Annotated in this window: 15 protein-coding genes; 13 read left to right on the plus strand and 2 right to left on the minus strand. The window is 71.2% G+C overall.

Annotated features, from left to right (window positions below):
* Positions 1 to 16: 16 nt before the first annotated feature.
* Both ACM9LD_RS06330 and rfbA read right to left on the minus strand, forming a co-directional pair.
* Complete coding sequence (locus ACM9LD_RS06330; protein WP_415675888.1) at positions 17 to 589, minus strand: dTDP-4-dehydrorhamnose 3,5-epimerase family protein; 573 nt, start codon at positions 587 to 589, stop codon at positions 17 to 19.
* A complete protein-coding gene (gene rfbA / locus ACM9LD_RS06335) occupies positions 586 to 1,455 on the minus strand; it encodes a glucose-1-phosphate thymidylyltransferase RfbA (protein WP_415675889.1) in 870 nt (289 codons plus the stop codon). The genes ACM9LD_RS06330 and rfbA overlap by 4 nt, the downstream gene beginning before the upstream one ends.
* Positions 1,456 to 1,520: 65 nt before the next feature.
* Here rfbA and ACM9LD_RS06340 point away from each other — a divergent pair, with 65 nt between their 5' ends.
* From ACM9LD_RS06340 to ACM9LD_RS06400, 13 genes are all read left to right on the plus strand, one after another.
* Positions 1,521 to 2,585, plus strand: a complete 1,065-nt coding sequence (locus ACM9LD_RS06340) for an alpha/beta hydrolase family protein (RefSeq protein WP_415675890.1) — start codon at positions 1,521 to 1,523, stop codon at positions 2,583 to 2,585.
* Positions 2,582 to 3,754 (plus strand): saccharopine dehydrogenase family protein, encoded by a 1,173-nt coding sequence (locus tag ACM9LD_RS06345; RefSeq protein WP_415675891.1) that lies wholly within the window; start codon positions 2,582 to 2,584, stop codon positions 3,752 to 3,754. The genes ACM9LD_RS06340 and ACM9LD_RS06345 overlap by 4 nt, the downstream gene beginning before the upstream one ends.
* The gene (locus ACM9LD_RS06350; RefSeq protein WP_415675892.1) at positions 3,739 to 4,578 is read left to right on the plus strand and encodes a PaaX family transcriptional regulator C-terminal domain-containing protein; all 840 of its coding nucleotides are present in this window, start codon (positions 3,739 to 3,741) and stop codon (positions 4,576 to 4,578) included. The genes ACM9LD_RS06345 and ACM9LD_RS06350 overlap by 16 nt, the downstream gene beginning before the upstream one ends.
* Before the next feature lie 9 nt (positions 4,579 to 4,587).
* Positions 4,588 to 5,589, plus strand: coding sequence for a dTDP-glucose 4,6-dehydratase (rfbB, locus tag ACM9LD_RS06355; RefSeq protein WP_415675893.1), 1,002 nt, complete (start codon positions 4,588 to 4,590; stop codon positions 5,587 to 5,589).
* Between the two features lie 144 nt (positions 5,590 to 5,733).
* Positions 5,734 to 6,357 (plus strand): cholesterol catabolism transcriptional regulator KstR, encoded by a 624-nt coding sequence (gene kstR, locus ACM9LD_RS06360; protein WP_415675894.1) that lies wholly within the window; start codon positions 5,734 to 5,736, stop codon positions 6,355 to 6,357.
* Between the two features lie 128 nt (positions 6,358 to 6,485).
* On the plus strand, positions 6,486 to 7,304 hold the full coding sequence (locus ACM9LD_RS06365; RefSeq protein ID WP_224645323.1) for an MlaE family ABC transporter permease: 819 nt from the start codon (positions 6,486 to 6,488) through the stop codon (positions 7,302 to 7,304).
* Positions 7,304 to 8,167, plus strand: coding sequence for an MlaE family ABC transporter permease (locus ACM9LD_RS06370; RefSeq protein WP_415675895.1), 864 nt, complete (start codon positions 7,304 to 7,306; stop codon positions 8,165 to 8,167). The genes ACM9LD_RS06365 and ACM9LD_RS06370 overlap by 1 nt, the downstream gene beginning before the upstream one ends.
* Before the next feature lie 10 nt (positions 8,168 to 8,177).
* Positions 8,178 to 9,209 (plus strand): MlaD family protein, encoded by a 1,032-nt coding sequence (locus tag ACM9LD_RS06375; RefSeq protein WP_415675896.1) that lies wholly within the window; start codon positions 8,178 to 8,180, stop codon positions 9,207 to 9,209.
* 1 nt (position 9,210) lies between these two features.
* Complete coding sequence (locus ACM9LD_RS06380) at positions 9,211 to 10,215, plus strand: MlaD family protein (RefSeq protein WP_415675897.1); 1,005 nt, start codon at positions 9,211 to 9,213, stop codon at positions 10,213 to 10,215.
* Positions 10,212 to 11,204, plus strand: a complete 993-nt coding sequence (locus ACM9LD_RS06385) for an MlaD family protein (protein WP_415675971.1) — start codon at positions 10,212 to 10,214, stop codon at positions 11,202 to 11,204. Before ACM9LD_RS06380 ends, ACM9LD_RS06385 begins: the two co-directional genes overlap by 4 nt.
* A gap of 8 nt (positions 11,205 to 11,212) precedes the next feature.
* Entirely contained in the window at positions 11,213 to 12,289 is a 1,077-nt protein-coding gene (locus ACM9LD_RS06390) for an MlaD family protein (protein ID WP_415675898.1), read from the plus strand.
* On the plus strand, positions 12,289 to 13,314 hold the full coding sequence (locus ACM9LD_RS06395; RefSeq protein WP_415675899.1) for an MlaD family protein: 1,026 nt from the start codon (positions 12,289 to 12,291) through the stop codon (positions 13,312 to 13,314). The genes ACM9LD_RS06390 and ACM9LD_RS06395 overlap by 1 nt, the downstream gene beginning before the upstream one ends.
* The gene (locus tag ACM9LD_RS06400; protein WP_415675900.1) at positions 13,311 to 14,390 is read left to right on the plus strand and encodes an MlaD family protein; all 1,080 of its coding nucleotides are present in this window, start codon (positions 13,311 to 13,313) and stop codon (positions 14,388 to 14,390) included. The genes ACM9LD_RS06395 and ACM9LD_RS06400 overlap by 4 nt, the downstream gene beginning before the upstream one ends.
* Positions 14,391 to 14,406 lie beyond the last annotated feature (16 nt).

Raw genomic sequence — 14,406 nt, forward strand, 5'->3', positions numbered from 1 at the left:
CAGACGTGTCGAACTTTCACTGCCCTTGCCACACGGGCAGGGCGCCCGAGGCGAGCGCCTCCGCCAACGACGGGGCCGCCGTGTCCTTCTCGGAGAGGATCGGCGGGACGTCGTCCGGCCAGGCGATCGCGAGCTCCGGATCCAGGGGGTCCACGCCGTGCTCGGCGGACGGGTTGTACTCGGACGAGACGTGATACGCGACGACCGCGCCGTCCGTCAGGGCGCAGAATCCGTGCCCCAGCCCCTCCGCGAGGTACACCGTGCGGTGCCCCTCGGCGTCGAGGCGCACCGTCTCGACCGCGCCGAAGGTGGGCGAGCCGACCCGCAGGTCCACGATCACGTCGAGGATCGCGCCGTGCAGGCACGCCACCAGCTTGGCCTGCCCGGGAGGGACATCCGCGTAGTGGACGCCGCGGACCGCGCCCACGCGGTTCACCGAGACGTTGGTCTGCGCCACGACGAGCTCGTGGCCCGTGGCCTCGCGGAACGCGGACGCCTTGAACAGCTCGAAGAACTCGCCGCGCGTGTCCGGCCGGACGATCGGGTCCAGGACGAAGGCGCCGGCGATGGGCAGCGGCGCGACGTTCATCGGCCCTCCTCGAGCAGTCCGTGCAGGTAGGTGCCGTAGCCCGACTTGACGAGGCGATCCGCATGGTCGCGCAGCTGCGCGTCGTCGATGAAGCCGCTGCGCCACGCCACCTCCTCGGGGGCGCCGATCTTGGTGCCCTGCCGCTGTTCCACGGCGCGCACGTAGCCGGTGGCGTCGGCGAGGGCGTCGAAGGTCCCGGTGTCGAGCCAGGCGGTGCCGCGCGGCAGCACCTCGACCGTCAGCCGCCCCTCCTCCAGGTAGTGCCGGTTGACGTCGGTGATCTCGAGTTCGCCACGCGGCGAGGGCTTCAGATTCCGCGCGACCTCGACCACCGACGGGTCGTAGAAGTACAGGCCGGGCACCGCGTACGGGGACCGCGGGTACTCCGGCTTCTCCTCGAAGCCCACGGCACGCCCGGCACCGTCGAACTCGATGACGCCGTAGGCGCGCGGATCGGCGACCCGGTACGCGAAGACCGCGCCGCCGTCGATCCCGTCGAAACGGCGCAGCTGGGTGCCGAGCCCCGGGCCGTAGAAGATGTTGTCGCCCAGGATCAGCGAGACCGTCTGGTCCCCAATGAAGTCCGCGCCGAGGACGAAGGCCTGCGCCAGCCCCTCGGGGCGCGGCTGCACCACGTACTCGATCCGGATCCCGAACTGCGAGCCGTCGCCGAGGAGCCGCCGGAACTGGTCGGCGTCGCCCGGCGTGGTCACGACCAGCACCTCGCGGATGCCAGCGAGCATCAGGGTCGAGAGCGGGTAGTAGACCATCGGCTTGTCGTAGACGGGGAGCAACTGCTTGCTGACGCCGACGGTGATCGGGTGGAGCCTGCTGCCCGTGCCGCCGGCCAGGATGATCCCTCGCATGCTGCGACTCTATCGGATCACATAACTATCTTTTCAATAACGGTCGTTCTTGCTACGATAGTTTTATGAGCAAGAAGACCTGGGCCCTCGCGGCCGTCGCACTCGTCGCCGCCCTCGTGGTGCCCCTGGGCGTCCGCATCGCGGTGGCGAACACCTTCGCCGTCGACGAGCACGCGGTGAGCATCCCCGTCACCGACGCCGTCGCGGCCGGCGGAACCGCGCCCGACGCGCACACCGGCGGCCGCCTCGACGGCGTGCTCACCACCCCGAAGGGGAGCACCGGCCGCCACGGCCTCGTCGTCTTCGTCCACGGCGACGGACCCGCGAACGCTTCCCGAGACGACGCCTACCGCCCGATCTGGGAGGCGTTCGCCCGCGCCGGCTACGCCACCCTGTCGTGGAACAAGGCCGGGGTCGGCGGCGCGCCGGGCAACTGGCTCGACCAGTCCCTCGCCGACCGCGGGGCCGAGGTCGCCGCAGCACTGGACTGGGCCCGCACGCGGCCCGAGATCGACACCGGCCGCATGGGCGCGTGGGGCGTCAGCCAGGGCGGCTGGGTGCTGCCGCCCCTGGCGGCACGCCGCCCGGATCTCCGCTTCCTCGTCCTCGTCGGCGCGGCGATCAACTGGCTCCGCCAGGGCGAGTACAACCTCCGGTCGGACCTGCGCGACGCCTCCGACGAGGAGAAGCAGCGCGCCTTCGCCCGCCGCACCGCGAACATCGCGCTGCTCGAGCGCGGCGCCACCTACCAGGAGTACCTCGCGGCGAAGGTGGACGAGAAGCCGATGACCGAGGAGCGCTACGGCTTCGTCCTGCGCAACTTCCGCGCCGACGTCACGCCCGACCTGGGACGCATCGCCGTGACCACCCTGCTGCTCCTCGGCAGCGCTGACCGCAACGTGGACACCACCGAGACCGCACGCGTCTACGCCGCGCGGATGCGCCCCGGCCTGCTCACCGAGCACACGTTCCCGGGCGCCACGCACAGCCTGACCCGCGACGACATCGAGTACCGCCCGGACGACCCCCGGGTCATCGCCCGGGCGGTCCTGGCGCCGCGCGACATCTACGCGCCCGGCTACCTCGACGCGCTCACCGACTTCGCGTCCCGGCAGGCGGCCGCGCGATGAGGGTCGCCGTCCTGGGCGCGGGCGCGATGGGGGCCCGCGCCGCCCGGACCTTGGCCGGCCTGCCCGGCGTGGAGGCGCTCGTGGTGGGCGACCTCGACGGGGACGCGGCTGCGCGGGTGGCGGCGGGGCTCCTCCCCGGGGCCACCGCCCGGCGGATCGACGTCACCGACGGGCCGGCCCTGCGCGGCGCGCTCGCGGGCGTCGACACCGTGCTCACCACCGTCGGGCCCTTCTACCGGTTCGGCGCCGGCGTCCTGCGCGCCGCGATCGAGACCGGGACGGACTACGTCGACATCTGCGACGACTGGGAGCCCACGCTGCAGTTGCTCGAGCTCGACGGTGCCGCCCGCGCGGCCGGGGTCTGCGCGATGGTCGGCGCCGGCGCCAGCCCGGGCCTGAGCACCCTGCTCGCCGGCGCCGCCGCCGGCCGCCTGGACCGGGTGCGCGACCTCTACACCGCCTGGCCCGTGGACGCTGTCGGACGGCCCTCCTCCTGCGACGCCCCGGCCGAGTCCATGGCGGGCGCCGCGGGCGTGCACTGGATGCACCAGTGCAGCGGCGCGGTCGCCGAGCTCTCCGGCGGCGCCGTCGCCCGCCGGGCCCCGCTGCGCCCGGTCGCCCTGCGGCTCCCCGGCGGGCGCCGCGGCACCGGCTGGACCGTCGGGCATCCCGAGCCCGTCACGCTGCGCCGGACGGTGGCACCGTCGGGCGAGTCGGCCTGCCTCATGCTGCTCCGGCCCGCCACGGCCGCCTACCTCGACGTGCTCCGGCGCGACATCGACGCCGGGCGACTCACCCCCGACGATGCCGCGGGCATGCTGGAACCACCCTCCCGGTCGCGCGTGCTCCGCTCGCTCTGCGGGGCGTTCACCCGCCCCGGCCCGGGTGACCTTCCGGCCTTCTTCGCCGCCGCGGACGGCACCGTCGCGGGGCGGCCCGTCCGGGTCTGCGCGCGCCTCGAGACCGACGGTGCGCTGCTGCACGACATGGCCGCCGTCACCGGCGTCCCCGCGGCGCTGGCCACGGTGCAGCTCTCGACCGTCCGACGGCCCGGCGTGCACCCGCCGGACGCCGTCCTCGACGGTCCGCGGCTGTTCGCCGACCTCGCGGTAGCGTTTCCGGGCACGCGCGTGATCGTCGAGGAGGAGGCGGGATGGCTGACGGACTGATCTCCACCCGCGCGCTCATCGAGGCGATGCTCCGCGAGGACGCGACGATCGACGCGGGCGAACTGTACGCGGTCGCCGACGCGCTCGGCATGGGCGATCAGCAGGTGCGCCTCGCGATCAAGCGGCTCGTGGCGGAGGGCCGGTTCACCGTCGCCGGGCGGGGCCGCACCGCTGTCCTCACCGCGACCGACGCCACCCGCGCCGGGATCGAACCGGACCGCGAGCACGTCCGGCTGATGTATGCGCAGGACCGCGGGGAGGCGCCGTGGGACGGCGTCTGGCACCTGGCCGGCTTCGCCGTGCCCGAGGCGGAACGGGAGGCGCGCGGCGCGCTCCGCGACGCCATCGTCGCCCTCGGCGGCGCGCCCGTGCAGGGCGGCCTGTACGCCTCCGCCCACGCCTGGGAGGAAGCGCTGCGGGAGACCGCCCGCGACGCCGGCGCTGCGACCTACCTCACCACCCTGAGCAGCACCGACCTCGACGTGGGTGGCGCCCGCGGCGCCGCCGCCGCGGCCCGCCTGTGGCCCCTCGACGAGCTGGCCGACGGGCACCGTCGGCTCGCGGACCGGGCGACCGAGGCCCTCGACCGGACCCCCGACGCGACGCACGCCGAGCGGCTCGCGCTGACGGTCGGCCTCGTCGCCGAATTCACCCGCGCGCACGAGCCCGATCCCCTGCTACCGCCGGAGCTGCTGCCGCCGAACTGGATCGGGGCGCGGGCCCGCGACAGCGCCGCGCGCGCGTGGGCGGCGCTCGCGGCCGCGGAGGCCGATTCGTCCCTGCGTCTCCTACGCTGGTTCGACGCGCCCTTGCAACCCCACTAACCTGATCCCATGCACATCGTGGTCACCGGCGGCGCCGGCTTCATCGGCGCGAACTTCGTCCGGCGCACCGCCCGGACCCGTCCGGACGTGCGGATCACCGTGCTCGACGCCCTGACGTACGCCGCGAACGAGTCCTCGCTCGACGACCTGCGCGAGCGGATCGACTTCGTCAAGGGCTCGATCGCGGACCCCTCCGTCGTCGACGAGGTGGTCGCCGGCGCCGACGCGGTGGTGAACTTCGCCGCCGACACGCACAACGACAACTCGCTCAGCGACCCGTGGCCCTTCCTGGACACCAACATCCGCGGCACGGCCGTGCTCCTCGACGCGGTCCGCCGGCACGACGTCCGGCTGCACCACATCTCGACCGACGAGGTCTTCGGCGACCTGCCGTTGGACACGCCCGAGCGGTTCACCGAGGACACCCCTTACCGGCCGTCGAGCCCGTACTCGGCGTCCAAGGCGTCGTCGGATCACCTGGTGCGGGCGTGGGTCCGCAGCTTCGGCGTGCGGGCGACGATCTCCAACTGCTCCAACAACTACGGCCCGTACCAGCACGTCGAGAAGTTCATCCCGCGGCAGATCACGAACATCCTCGCGGGCGAGCGGCCGAAGCTCTACGGCGCGGGCGCCAACGTGCGCGACTGGATCCACGTCGACGATCACAACGACGCGGTGTGGGCGATCCTGGAACGGGGCGCGATCGGCGAGACCTACCTGATCGGCGCCGACGGCGAGCGGTCCAACCGCGAGGTGCTCCGCACCCTGCTCGCCGTCATGGGCCGCCCGGCCGACGACTTCGACACCGTCCCCGACCGGCCCGGGCACGACCTGCGCTACGCCATCGACTCGAGCAAGCTCCGCCGCGAGTTGGGCTGGGCGCCGGCGCACGCCGACCTCGACGCGGGCCTGCGCGCCACCGTCGACTGGTACCGGGAGAACCGGGCGTGGTGGGAGCCCGGCAAGGCGGGGGTCGAGGCGACCTACGCGCGGCGCGAAGCCACCTCCTGACGCCGCGGATCGTGTGATCTTCGACCGAACCGGCGTAGAACGCACTGGTCCGGCACGAAAACCTGTTTCAATTGTCGCGACATCACATGCGACCGACCGTCCGGACACCTGCCGGCGGCCGAAGAGATTCCGAGGTGACCACCCATGCCGCCCGAAGGCACCCCCGCCGCTACCGCCACCGCTCCCGCCCCGTCGCGGGAGGACCTCGACACCGCGGGCCAGCGCGAGCGGCGCAAGCGCATCATCGACGCCACGCTGGCGCTCGCCCGCAAGGGCGGCTACGACGCGGTGCAGATGCGCGCGGTGGCGAAGAAGGCCGACGTCGCGCTGGGGACCCTGTACCGGTACTTCCCGTCGAAGGTGCACCTGCTGGTCGCCGGCCTCGTCAGCCAGTTCGAGCGCGCGGGCGAGCGGATCGGGAAGGCGCAGATCCCGGGCGACACCGCGGCGGAGCGCCTGATGTTCGTCCTGGACCGCAACACCGAGGCGCTGCAGCGCGCGCCGTTGCTCACCGAGGCCATGGTGCGCGCGTTCATGTTCGCCGACGCCACGGCGGCGGCCGAGGTCGAGCGGGTGGGCCGCCTCCTCGAGGACATGTTCGCGCACGCGCTCGGCGTGGCCGATCCGGACGAGCGTCAGCGCGATACGTTCCACCTGATCGCCGATGTGTGGATGGCGAACCTGGTCGCCTGGGTCACCCATCGCGCGTCGGCCACCGAGGTGCAGAAGCGCCTCTCCGTGGCCGTCGACCTCCTCATCAAGGACTGACAACCCCGCAGGTCACATCGGGTACATCAGGGAAAAACTGAAACACGTACTAGTTTTGCCCCGACAGTTGATACGCTCCTCTCGAAAATGAGGAGAGGACACCCGATGGTGGTATTCGGAGGCCCGGCGTGAGGGCCGCGGCGCTGTACCGGTTGTACCGGTTGGCCGCGATCTTCACCAAGAGCCTGTCCACGATCGGACGCTCGGTGGTGCTCGCCGGAGAGATCATCTCGTGGACCGTTCGCGGGATCCTGAAGCGGAACTTCGCGGTCGGCGAGATGATCACCCAGTCGGTGACGCTGCTGCGGGTCACCACGCTGCCGGCCATCCTGGTGGCGATCCCGTTCGGCGCGGTCGTCTCCGTCCAGGTCGGCGCCCTCGTCGACACGGTCGGCGCGAACTCGCTCGTCGGCGCCGCGTCGGGCATCGGCATCATCCGGCAGGGCGCCCCCCTGGCCACGGGCGTGCTGCTCGGCGGGGTCTGCGCCTCGGCCATCGCCGCCGACCTCGGCTCCCGGACGGTCCGCGAGGAGCTGCAGGCCATGCAGGTCATGGGCGTCGACCCGATCGCCCGCCTCATCGCGCCCCGCATGCTCGCGCTGATGATCATCGCGCCCATGCTGCTCGTCGCGATCGTGGCTGTCGCGATGATCGTCGCCCTCACCGTCTCCGTGTGGCAGTTCGGGCTCAGCTCCGGCGGCTTCTGGTCCTCCTTCGGCGCCTTCTCGGCACCGTCGGACCTGGCCTTCGCCGTGCTCAAGGCCGAGACCGGCGCGATGATCGTCGGCCTCGTCGCCGGCCTGCGCGGCCTCGAGGCCTCGGGCGGCCCGCGCGGCGTTGCGGACGGCGTGAACTCCTCGGTGGTCCTCTCGATCACCCTGATCTTCCTGTCCTTCCTCGGCCTCACGCAGCTGCAGACGATGTTCTTCCCGAGTCAGGTGGCCTGATGACCACCACGAACCCGCCCGCGCCGGCGCCGCCGAAGAAGAAGAGCTCCACCCTGGACTCGAAGCCCGCGAGCCTCATCGCGCGGATCGGCGAGGCCGTCGTCTTCGTCGCCCAGTCCATCTACCTCGTGCCCGTCGCGCTGATGAAGTACCGCGGCGAGACCTCGCGGGTGCTCAAACAATTGGCGTGGGGCCGCGGGTCCGTCGTGGTCGACGGTGGCGTGGTCGTCATGATGGTCATCCTGGGCGCGGCGAGCGGTGCGGCCGTCGCCATCGAGGCCTACGCGGGCCTCAACCTCATCGGCTTCGGTCCGCTCACCGGCGTCATCGGCGGACTCGCGAACATCCGGGAGATGATCCCGATCTCGGCGGGCATCGGCTTCGCCGCGCAGGCCGGCTGCCGCATGACCGCGCAGATCGGCTCGATGCGGATCGCGGAGGAGATCGACGCCGTCGAGGCCCTCGGCATCCGCTCGATCCCCTACGTCGTCAGCACCCGCCTCATCGCCGGCATCGTCGTGGTGATCCCGGCGTACATGCTCACGCTGCTGCTCGCCTTCCTCACCTGCAAGCTCATCGTTGTCGTCTTCCACGGGCAGGCACTGGGCACGTACAACCACTACTTCGAGCAGTTCCTCAGCCCGGGCGACATCGCGCTGTCGACGCTCAAGGCCGTGGTCTTCTGCGCCGCCGTCACGATCATCCACTGCTACTACGGGTTCTTCGCCAAGGGCGGCCCTGAGGGCGTGGGTCTCGCCAGCGGTCGCGCCGTGCGCGCCAGCCTGGTCACGGTGCTCACGCTGGACTTCATCCTGACCATCATGTTCTGGGGCATCACTCCCACGATCATCTTCAAGGGTTAGGGGGAGACCGATGTACGAACTGCTCGGCGGCACACCCGGTCGCCAACAACGCGTCTTCTTCACCGTCGGCGTCGCGGCGATCGCCGTCGTCCTGATCGCCGTCCTCGCGGGCGTCGTCTCCTCCCGCATCCCCGCGTCCGACCCGCGGCTCGCGCTCACCGTCGAATCCGCCGACGTCGGGCCCGGCGTCAAAACCGGCACCCGGGTCACGCTGCGCGGCGTGCCCGTCGGCGAGGTCGAGTCCGTCGTCATCCCGCGCGCGGGCCAGGCCCGCGTGGCGGTCCGCCTGGACCGCGGGAGCCTCCGCGGCCTCACCGACGCGCTGTCGGTGCGGTACCAGCCCGGCAACTACTTCGGCGTCACCGAGATGGCGCTGGTGCCCGGCCAGGGCGGCGCCGACCTCCGCTCGGGCAGCACGCTGCGCCCCCGCTCCAGCAACGACACGATCTCCGACCTGCTCACGCGCAGTGCGGTGTCGGTGTCGGGCGTGATGACGCCCAAGCTGATCGAGGTGACCCGGAAGGCCACCCAGTACACCCAGGCGATCACGCCGCTGCTGCAGGTGGCGTTCTCCGTCGAGCAGCAGAACGCGCGGTCGGTGAAGGTGCCGATCGGGACCACGCTGCGCACCGTCCGCACCACGCTCGACGGTGCGCCGGGCCTGGTCGAGGGGGCCTTCGAGGGCTGGTTCGTGCCGCAGATGCGGGGCGGCGAGGTCGCGGGCACGCTCGACTACACGGTCAACAACTACGACAAGATCGACAAGACGACCACGCTCCTCGGCACCGGGTTCTTCACGCCGCTGGCCGACATGTTCGGCTCGCACGAGACCGAGTTCACGCCGGGCACCGTCATGCTGCGGGTCATCATGGACAGCACCACCAAGGTGATGCGCACCGTGAGCGTCCCGCGCCAGATCGTCCCGCTGATCACCGGCGTCAACAGCGCCTTCATCACCGTCCCGGAGGGCACCGCACTGCGCATGAACGTCGTCGCCGATCGACTCCCGGGCGCCGCCTCGGTCCTCGAGGGGGGGCGATGACATGCGCGCCAAGAACACTCGCGCCACCATCACCCTCGCAGTCGCCCTGATCATCACGCTCGTCATCGCGGCGGGCATCTTCGCCGCGCTGCGCAACCCGGCCGGCGGCGAGACCCGCGACTACGAGGCGCACCTCTCCGACGCCTCCGGCCTGCGGGTGGGCAGCGACGTGCGGCTGCGCGGCGTGCTCATCGGGAAGGTCACGGCCGTCGAGGTCCGCGGCACCGCGGACGGGAACGGCAACGAGGCCGTGATCGGCTTCTCCGCGCAGGACGACCACCCCGTCACGTCGACCACGCGGCTCGCGGTGAAGTACCGCAACCTCACCGGTGAGCGGTTCATCGAGGTCCAGCCCGGCAGCTCCGCGGGCGGTGCACCCACCACGTCGATCCCGATGTCGCGCACCACCCCGTCGTTCGACATCACGACCCTGTTCAACGGGCTCGCGCCGGTGCTCCGCACCCTGAGCCCCGAGGACGTCAACGAGCTGACGCGGAACCTGTTGGGGCTGTTGCAGGGCGACGACACGACCGCCGCGCAGACCTTCGGATCGATCGACAGGATCACGGCGAATCTGGCCGACCGGCAGACCGTCATCAAGACGCTCATCGACAACGTCACGCGCGTCGCCAACATGATCAACGACTACTCGCCGCAGGTCGTGGAGTTCATCCTCAACTTCGACCTGCTGCTGACGAAGGTGCTGGAGAACCTCGACGAGTTCCGGCGCACCGCCACCTACGGCCCCGGATTCGGCGCCGCGACCAACCGGGTGCTCACCGCCCTCGGCCTGTCCAAGGACCTCGACGTGGAGAAGCTCATGCGCACCGCCTTCCAGGACCCGGGCGCCGCGGTGCAGGCGATGGGCAAGCTGCCCGGCCTGTTCACCGGCGTCGCCGCGCTGCTGGGCGCGCCGCCCGCGCCCTGCTCGAAGGGATCGGCGCCGCTGCCGAACAAGGTGACCGTGCTGACCGGCGGAACGAATGTGACGGTGTGCCTGAAATGATCTTCACCGGACGCCCGCCCTGGCGCGGACTCATCAACCGCAGCACCAAGCTCGGCGCGATCGCCGTCGCGGTGGCGCTGCTCATCACGGCCGTACTGGCCTTCGTCTACCTGCGCCCGCCGGGCCAGAAGGAACTGACCTTCGTCACGCAGGACGCCGCGCTGATCAAGCCGGGCGTGGAGGTGCGCGCCTCGGGCGTGCGCATCGGCTCCGTCTCCTCGGTCGAGCTCCGCAAGGACGACGTGCAGGTGACCACCCGCATCGACGACTCGGTCTTCGTCGGCGACCAGACCTCCGTCGCGGTCCGCATGCTCACGGTCGCCGGCGGCTTCTACGTGGCGGTGTCCTCGGCCGGACGGGCCGCCCTGGGCGACAAGCCGATCCCGCGGAACCGGGTGAGCCTGCCGTACAGCATCGGCGACCTGCTGCAGGACACCCCGGAGAAGCTCGAGCCCGTCGACCGCACGCAGCTCGCGTCCTCGATCAAGGCGCTGAGCACCGGGCTCGATGCGAACCCCGGCTCGGTGGACAACATCGTGGAGGGCGTGAACTCGCTCCTCGGCCAGCTCACGGAGCAGCGGGACCAGATCGGCCGCATCATCAACGTCAGCACCCAGTACGCGACCGGCTTCGCCGAGCAGCGCGAGACGATCATGAACATGATCCACAAGGCGTCGCTGGCGATCGTCACGCTCGACCAGACCGCCACCAACTTCGGCATCGCCTACCAGGGCCTCGCCGGGATGTTCGGCAAGATCAAGCCCTTCCTCGATCTGTATTGGAAGTACCGCGACACCCTCGGCGACGCCTTCGCGAAGATGGAGACGGCGCTGCAGACGACCAATGTCACCATCCCGGCCATGATCGGCGAACTCCAGAAGGCGATCGACACCATGCAGAAGAGCCTGGAGAAGCAGGGCAAGCCCATGCCCGCCGATACCGTGCTCGCCAGCCGCCTCTGCTTCCCGACGGCGACGGTGAGCTGCTGATGCGCCCGATGAGGATCTCCCTGCTCGCCGCCGCCGCGGCCCTGCTGGCGCCGCTCGTGCCCGCCGGGATCGGCACGGCCGCGGCCGCCGCCAGCACCCAGTGCGCGTACCTCGCCGACGGCATCGGCCTGTACCCCGACAACGACGTGACCCAGATGGGCGTCAAGATCGGCGCCGTCCGGAAGGTGGAGCCCTCCGGCGACGGGGTGAAGGTCACCTTCGACGTCTCCGGCCGCACCCTGCCCGCCACGGTGAAGGCCGTGACCCGCTCGACGTCGATCCTCGCTGACCGCTCGCTGGAGCTCGTCGGCAACTACTCGTCGGGGGCGACGCTCAACCCGGGCACCTGCATCACCCGCGAGAACTCGGCGACGCCGAAGTCGATCTCCGAGACCACCTCCGCCGCGACCCGCCTGGTCGACTCCGTCACCGAGGGCGGGGCATCCGCCGACCTCGGTCGGCTCCTCACCCGCCTCGATACCGAGGTCGGCCCGTCGGTGCCGCCGCAGGCCGCCCGCTCGCTGACGAACCTCTCCACCGTGCTCAGTGATCCGGCCGGCTTCCTCGGCGACGTGACCACGGTGGTGAGCAACGTCCGCCCGCTGATGCAGAGCATGGATCAGCAATGGGGAGAGCTGCTGCTCACCCTGCAGCACGTGGGCAACGTCCTCGACCAGTACGGCAAGATCACCTTCCCCGCCGTCTCCGAGATCTTCCAGACGCTGCCCGTGTTCTTCCTCGTCGGCGACGACATGATGCGCCGCTACGGCCACATCCTGCGGCCCGGCGGCACGATGGCGGCAGACGCGGTCAAGCTCGCAGCGACCGGCGTGAAGTCCAACGAGGCGCTCGCGCGCATGCTGCCGGTCTTCGGCTCGCAGATCGCTCCGTACCTCCCCCGCGGCGGTGACGAGGCGCCGGCCGCCGTCGCGGGCGTGCCCGTCACGACCGTCGCGACCCGCGATCCGAACGCCCTGTGCGCGCAGATCAATGCGCAGGCACCCGGCTCCTGCTCCGTGGTCGCGGGCAAGGCCCAGACCGCCACCGTCGACCTCGCGCAACTGCCCTTCCAGGGAGGCCGCTGATGACCCGCACCCGCAGCGCCGTGCGCTGGCTCCCCCGGCGCGTGTCCACCGCGATCGTGATCGGCGCGGCCGTCGTCCTCGCCGGCTGCGGCGTCAGCCCCGCCAATATGGACATGCGCAACCCGCTCGGCGACGGCGACCAGTACGACGTGCAGCTCCAGTTCGCCGACGTGCTGAACCTGCCCATCGGCGCACGCATCTCGCTCGGCGGCCTGACCGTCGGCCGGGTGAAGGCCGTGGACCTCGGCGAGGACGCAGCGACGGTGACCGTCCGCGTCGACAAGACCGTCTCGCTGCCCTCGGACATCCACGCCTCCGTCCTGCAGGACACCCTCCTCGGCGAGGCCTACGTCCGGCTGGAGACGCCCGAGAAGTCCACCGGCACCGCGGCACCGTTGCGCGCCGGTTCGGTGCTGCCGCTGAGCCAGACGAGCCCGCCCCGGTCGGTGGAGAGCACGCTCACCATCCTCGCCGACTACTTCGGCAGCGGATCGGTGCAGGACGTCAGCAAGACGATCACGCGCCTGAACACCGCGCTGCCCAAGGACCGTCCGCAGTTCGACCTGCTCTCCGCGCAGCTGAACCGCGACGTCACCGGCATCGGCGCCAGCACCGCGGAGGTCAACCGCCTGCTCGACTCCGCGACCGAGATGGCCGATCGGATCGCCAAGCAGGAGAAGAACTTCAAGGACACGCTCTCGCCGTACCACCTCAAGTACTGGTCGAACCAGGGCAAGCTGATGTCGAACATCGGCGTGCTGCTGCCGGCCGTCGGCGGTATGCTGCAGCAGGGCTCCTGGCTGATCCCGTTGATGAACTCGTCCTCCGACCTCTTCGAGCTGCTCACCGCCGACATGGTCTCGCTGGGCTCCGCCATCCACGGCGGCTCGATCCTGGTGAACAAGAACCTCGCCCCCTTCGTGAAGAAGCCTGTGGTGAAGGTCGACTCGGTGACCAACACCGCCGGGCAGGACGTCTCCCCCGGCGCACTCAAGGTGCTGCGACTGATCGGACAGGCACGATGACCCGCTCCGGACTGGCCTCCACCCTCGGCCTCATCGCGCTGGTCGTGGTCTCCGTGCTGCTCCTGGGCAACCAGGGCGTGCAGTGGTTCTCGCCCTCGGACGAGCGCACCGCGTACATCCGCCTCACCGACGCCAACGGCCTGCAGGAGGGCTCGCGCGTCCTCGACCGCGGCGTCGAGGTCGGCAAGGTCCGCGGGCTCACCGTCGACGCGGACCGCGTCGAGGTCGAGGTCGGCTACGCCAAGGACACCCGGATCACCCAGGGCGCCAAGGTCCGCGTGCAGAACCTCTCGGGCCTCGGCGAGACCTATCTGACCATCGCCCAGGGCGACGGTGCCGCCGTCCCCGACGGTGCGCGCCTCGAGGGCGTCGTCGACACCGCCGACTCCACGGTCGGCGCACTGTCGAGTTCCCTGTCCCGCCTGATGAAGCAGCTCGATCCCGCGACGGTGCAGCGCCTGCTCGCCCGCGCCGACGACGCCCTGCCGGACGGCGAGCGGACGGTGCCGACGATCGACGCCGGCGCGGTCCTCACCGCGACGTCGATCCTGCGCCAGCTGCCCGACATCAGCGATCTCTTGCAGTCCTTCAACTCGATCACGCCGCGCGCGGGCGACGTCGGCGCGCTGCTGCTCAGCCTCGACCAGCCGCTCCGCACGTTCGGCAAGGGCTATGGCGAGATGGCGCCCCACTCCGTCTCGTACATCAGCAAGGGCGACTATCCGAACGTCATCAAGGACGGCATGCTGGAGCTGTTCAAGGTGATCCAGGGCTTCGAGGACGGTGCCGCGCCGAGCGTGCAGTACCTGTCCGAGCTGATGCTCCCGTCGGTCCGGGCGATCGCCGATCCGCTGTCCACCATCAACGGCGGCCAGCTGCTCGACACCGCGCTCGCCTCGGTCCGCGGCCGCTCCGGCGCCGTCACCCTGCGCCTGGCGCCGTCCGACACCCGTCCCGCGGGCCCGTCGTCGGCGAAGCCGTCCGCCAAGCCCTCGGGCGCACCGTCGTCGAGCTCGAAGCCCGCGGCTCCGTCCAGCAGCACCGCACCGTCCAGTACCCCCGCGCAGCCCCGCTGACGCGGGCCGAAGGAGA

Origin of the sequence: Tsukamurella hominis (assembly GCF_965137015.1) — a bacterium.
In the GTDB taxonomy this organism is placed as follows: Bacteria; Actinomycetota; Actinomycetes; order Mycobacteriales; family Mycobacteriaceae; genus Tsukamurella; species Tsukamurella hominis.

Coding starts and splice junctions, on each gene's coding strand:
- ACM9LD_RS06400 (WP_415675900.1), top strand. CDS start 13,311: ATGACCCGCTCCGGACTGGCCTCCACCCTCGGCCTCATCGCGCTGGTC.
- ACM9LD_RS06340 (WP_415675890.1), top strand. CDS start 1,521: ATGAGCAAGAAGACCTGGGCCCTCGCGGCCGTCGCACTCGTCGCCGCC.
- ACM9LD_RS06330 (WP_415675888.1), bottom strand. CDS start 589: ATGAACGTCGCGCCGCTGCCCATCGCCGGCGCCTTCGTCCTGGACCCG.
- ACM9LD_RS06390 (WP_415675898.1), top strand. CDS start 11,213: ATGAGGATCTCCCTGCTCGCCGCCGCCGCGGCCCTGCTGGCGCCGCTC.
- ACM9LD_RS06370 (WP_415675895.1), top strand. CDS start 7,304: ATGACCACCACGAACCCGCCCGCGCCGGCGCCGCCGAAGAAGAAGAGC.
- ACM9LD_RS06345 (WP_415675891.1), top strand. CDS start 2,582: ATGAGGGTCGCCGTCCTGGGCGCGGGCGCGATGGGGGCCCGCGCCGCC.
- ACM9LD_RS06375 (WP_415675896.1), top strand. CDS start 8,178: ATGTACGAACTGCTCGGCGGCACACCCGGTCGCCAACAACGCGTCTTC.
- ACM9LD_RS06350 (WP_415675892.1), top strand. CDS start 3,739: ATGGCTGACGGACTGATCTCCACCCGCGCGCTCATCGAGGCGATGCTC.
- rfbA (WP_415675889.1), bottom strand. CDS start 1,455: ATGCGAGGGATCATCCTGGCCGGCGGCACGGGCAGCAGGCTCCACCCG.
- rfbB (WP_415675893.1), top strand. CDS start 4,588: ATGCACATCGTGGTCACCGGCGGCGCCGGCTTCATCGGCGCGAACTTC.
- ACM9LD_RS06385 (WP_415675971.1), top strand. CDS start 10,212: ATGATCTTCACCGGACGCCCGCCCTGGCGCGGACTCATCAACCGCAGC.
- ACM9LD_RS06380 (WP_415675897.1), top strand. CDS start 9,211: ATGCGCGCCAAGAACACTCGCGCCACCATCACCCTCGCAGTCGCCCTG.
- ACM9LD_RS06395 (WP_415675899.1), top strand. CDS start 12,289: ATGACCCGCACCCGCAGCGCCGTGCGCTGGCTCCCCCGGCGCGTGTCC.
- kstR (WP_415675894.1), top strand. CDS start 5,734: ATGCCGCCCGAAGGCACCCCCGCCGCTACCGCCACCGCTCCCGCCCCG.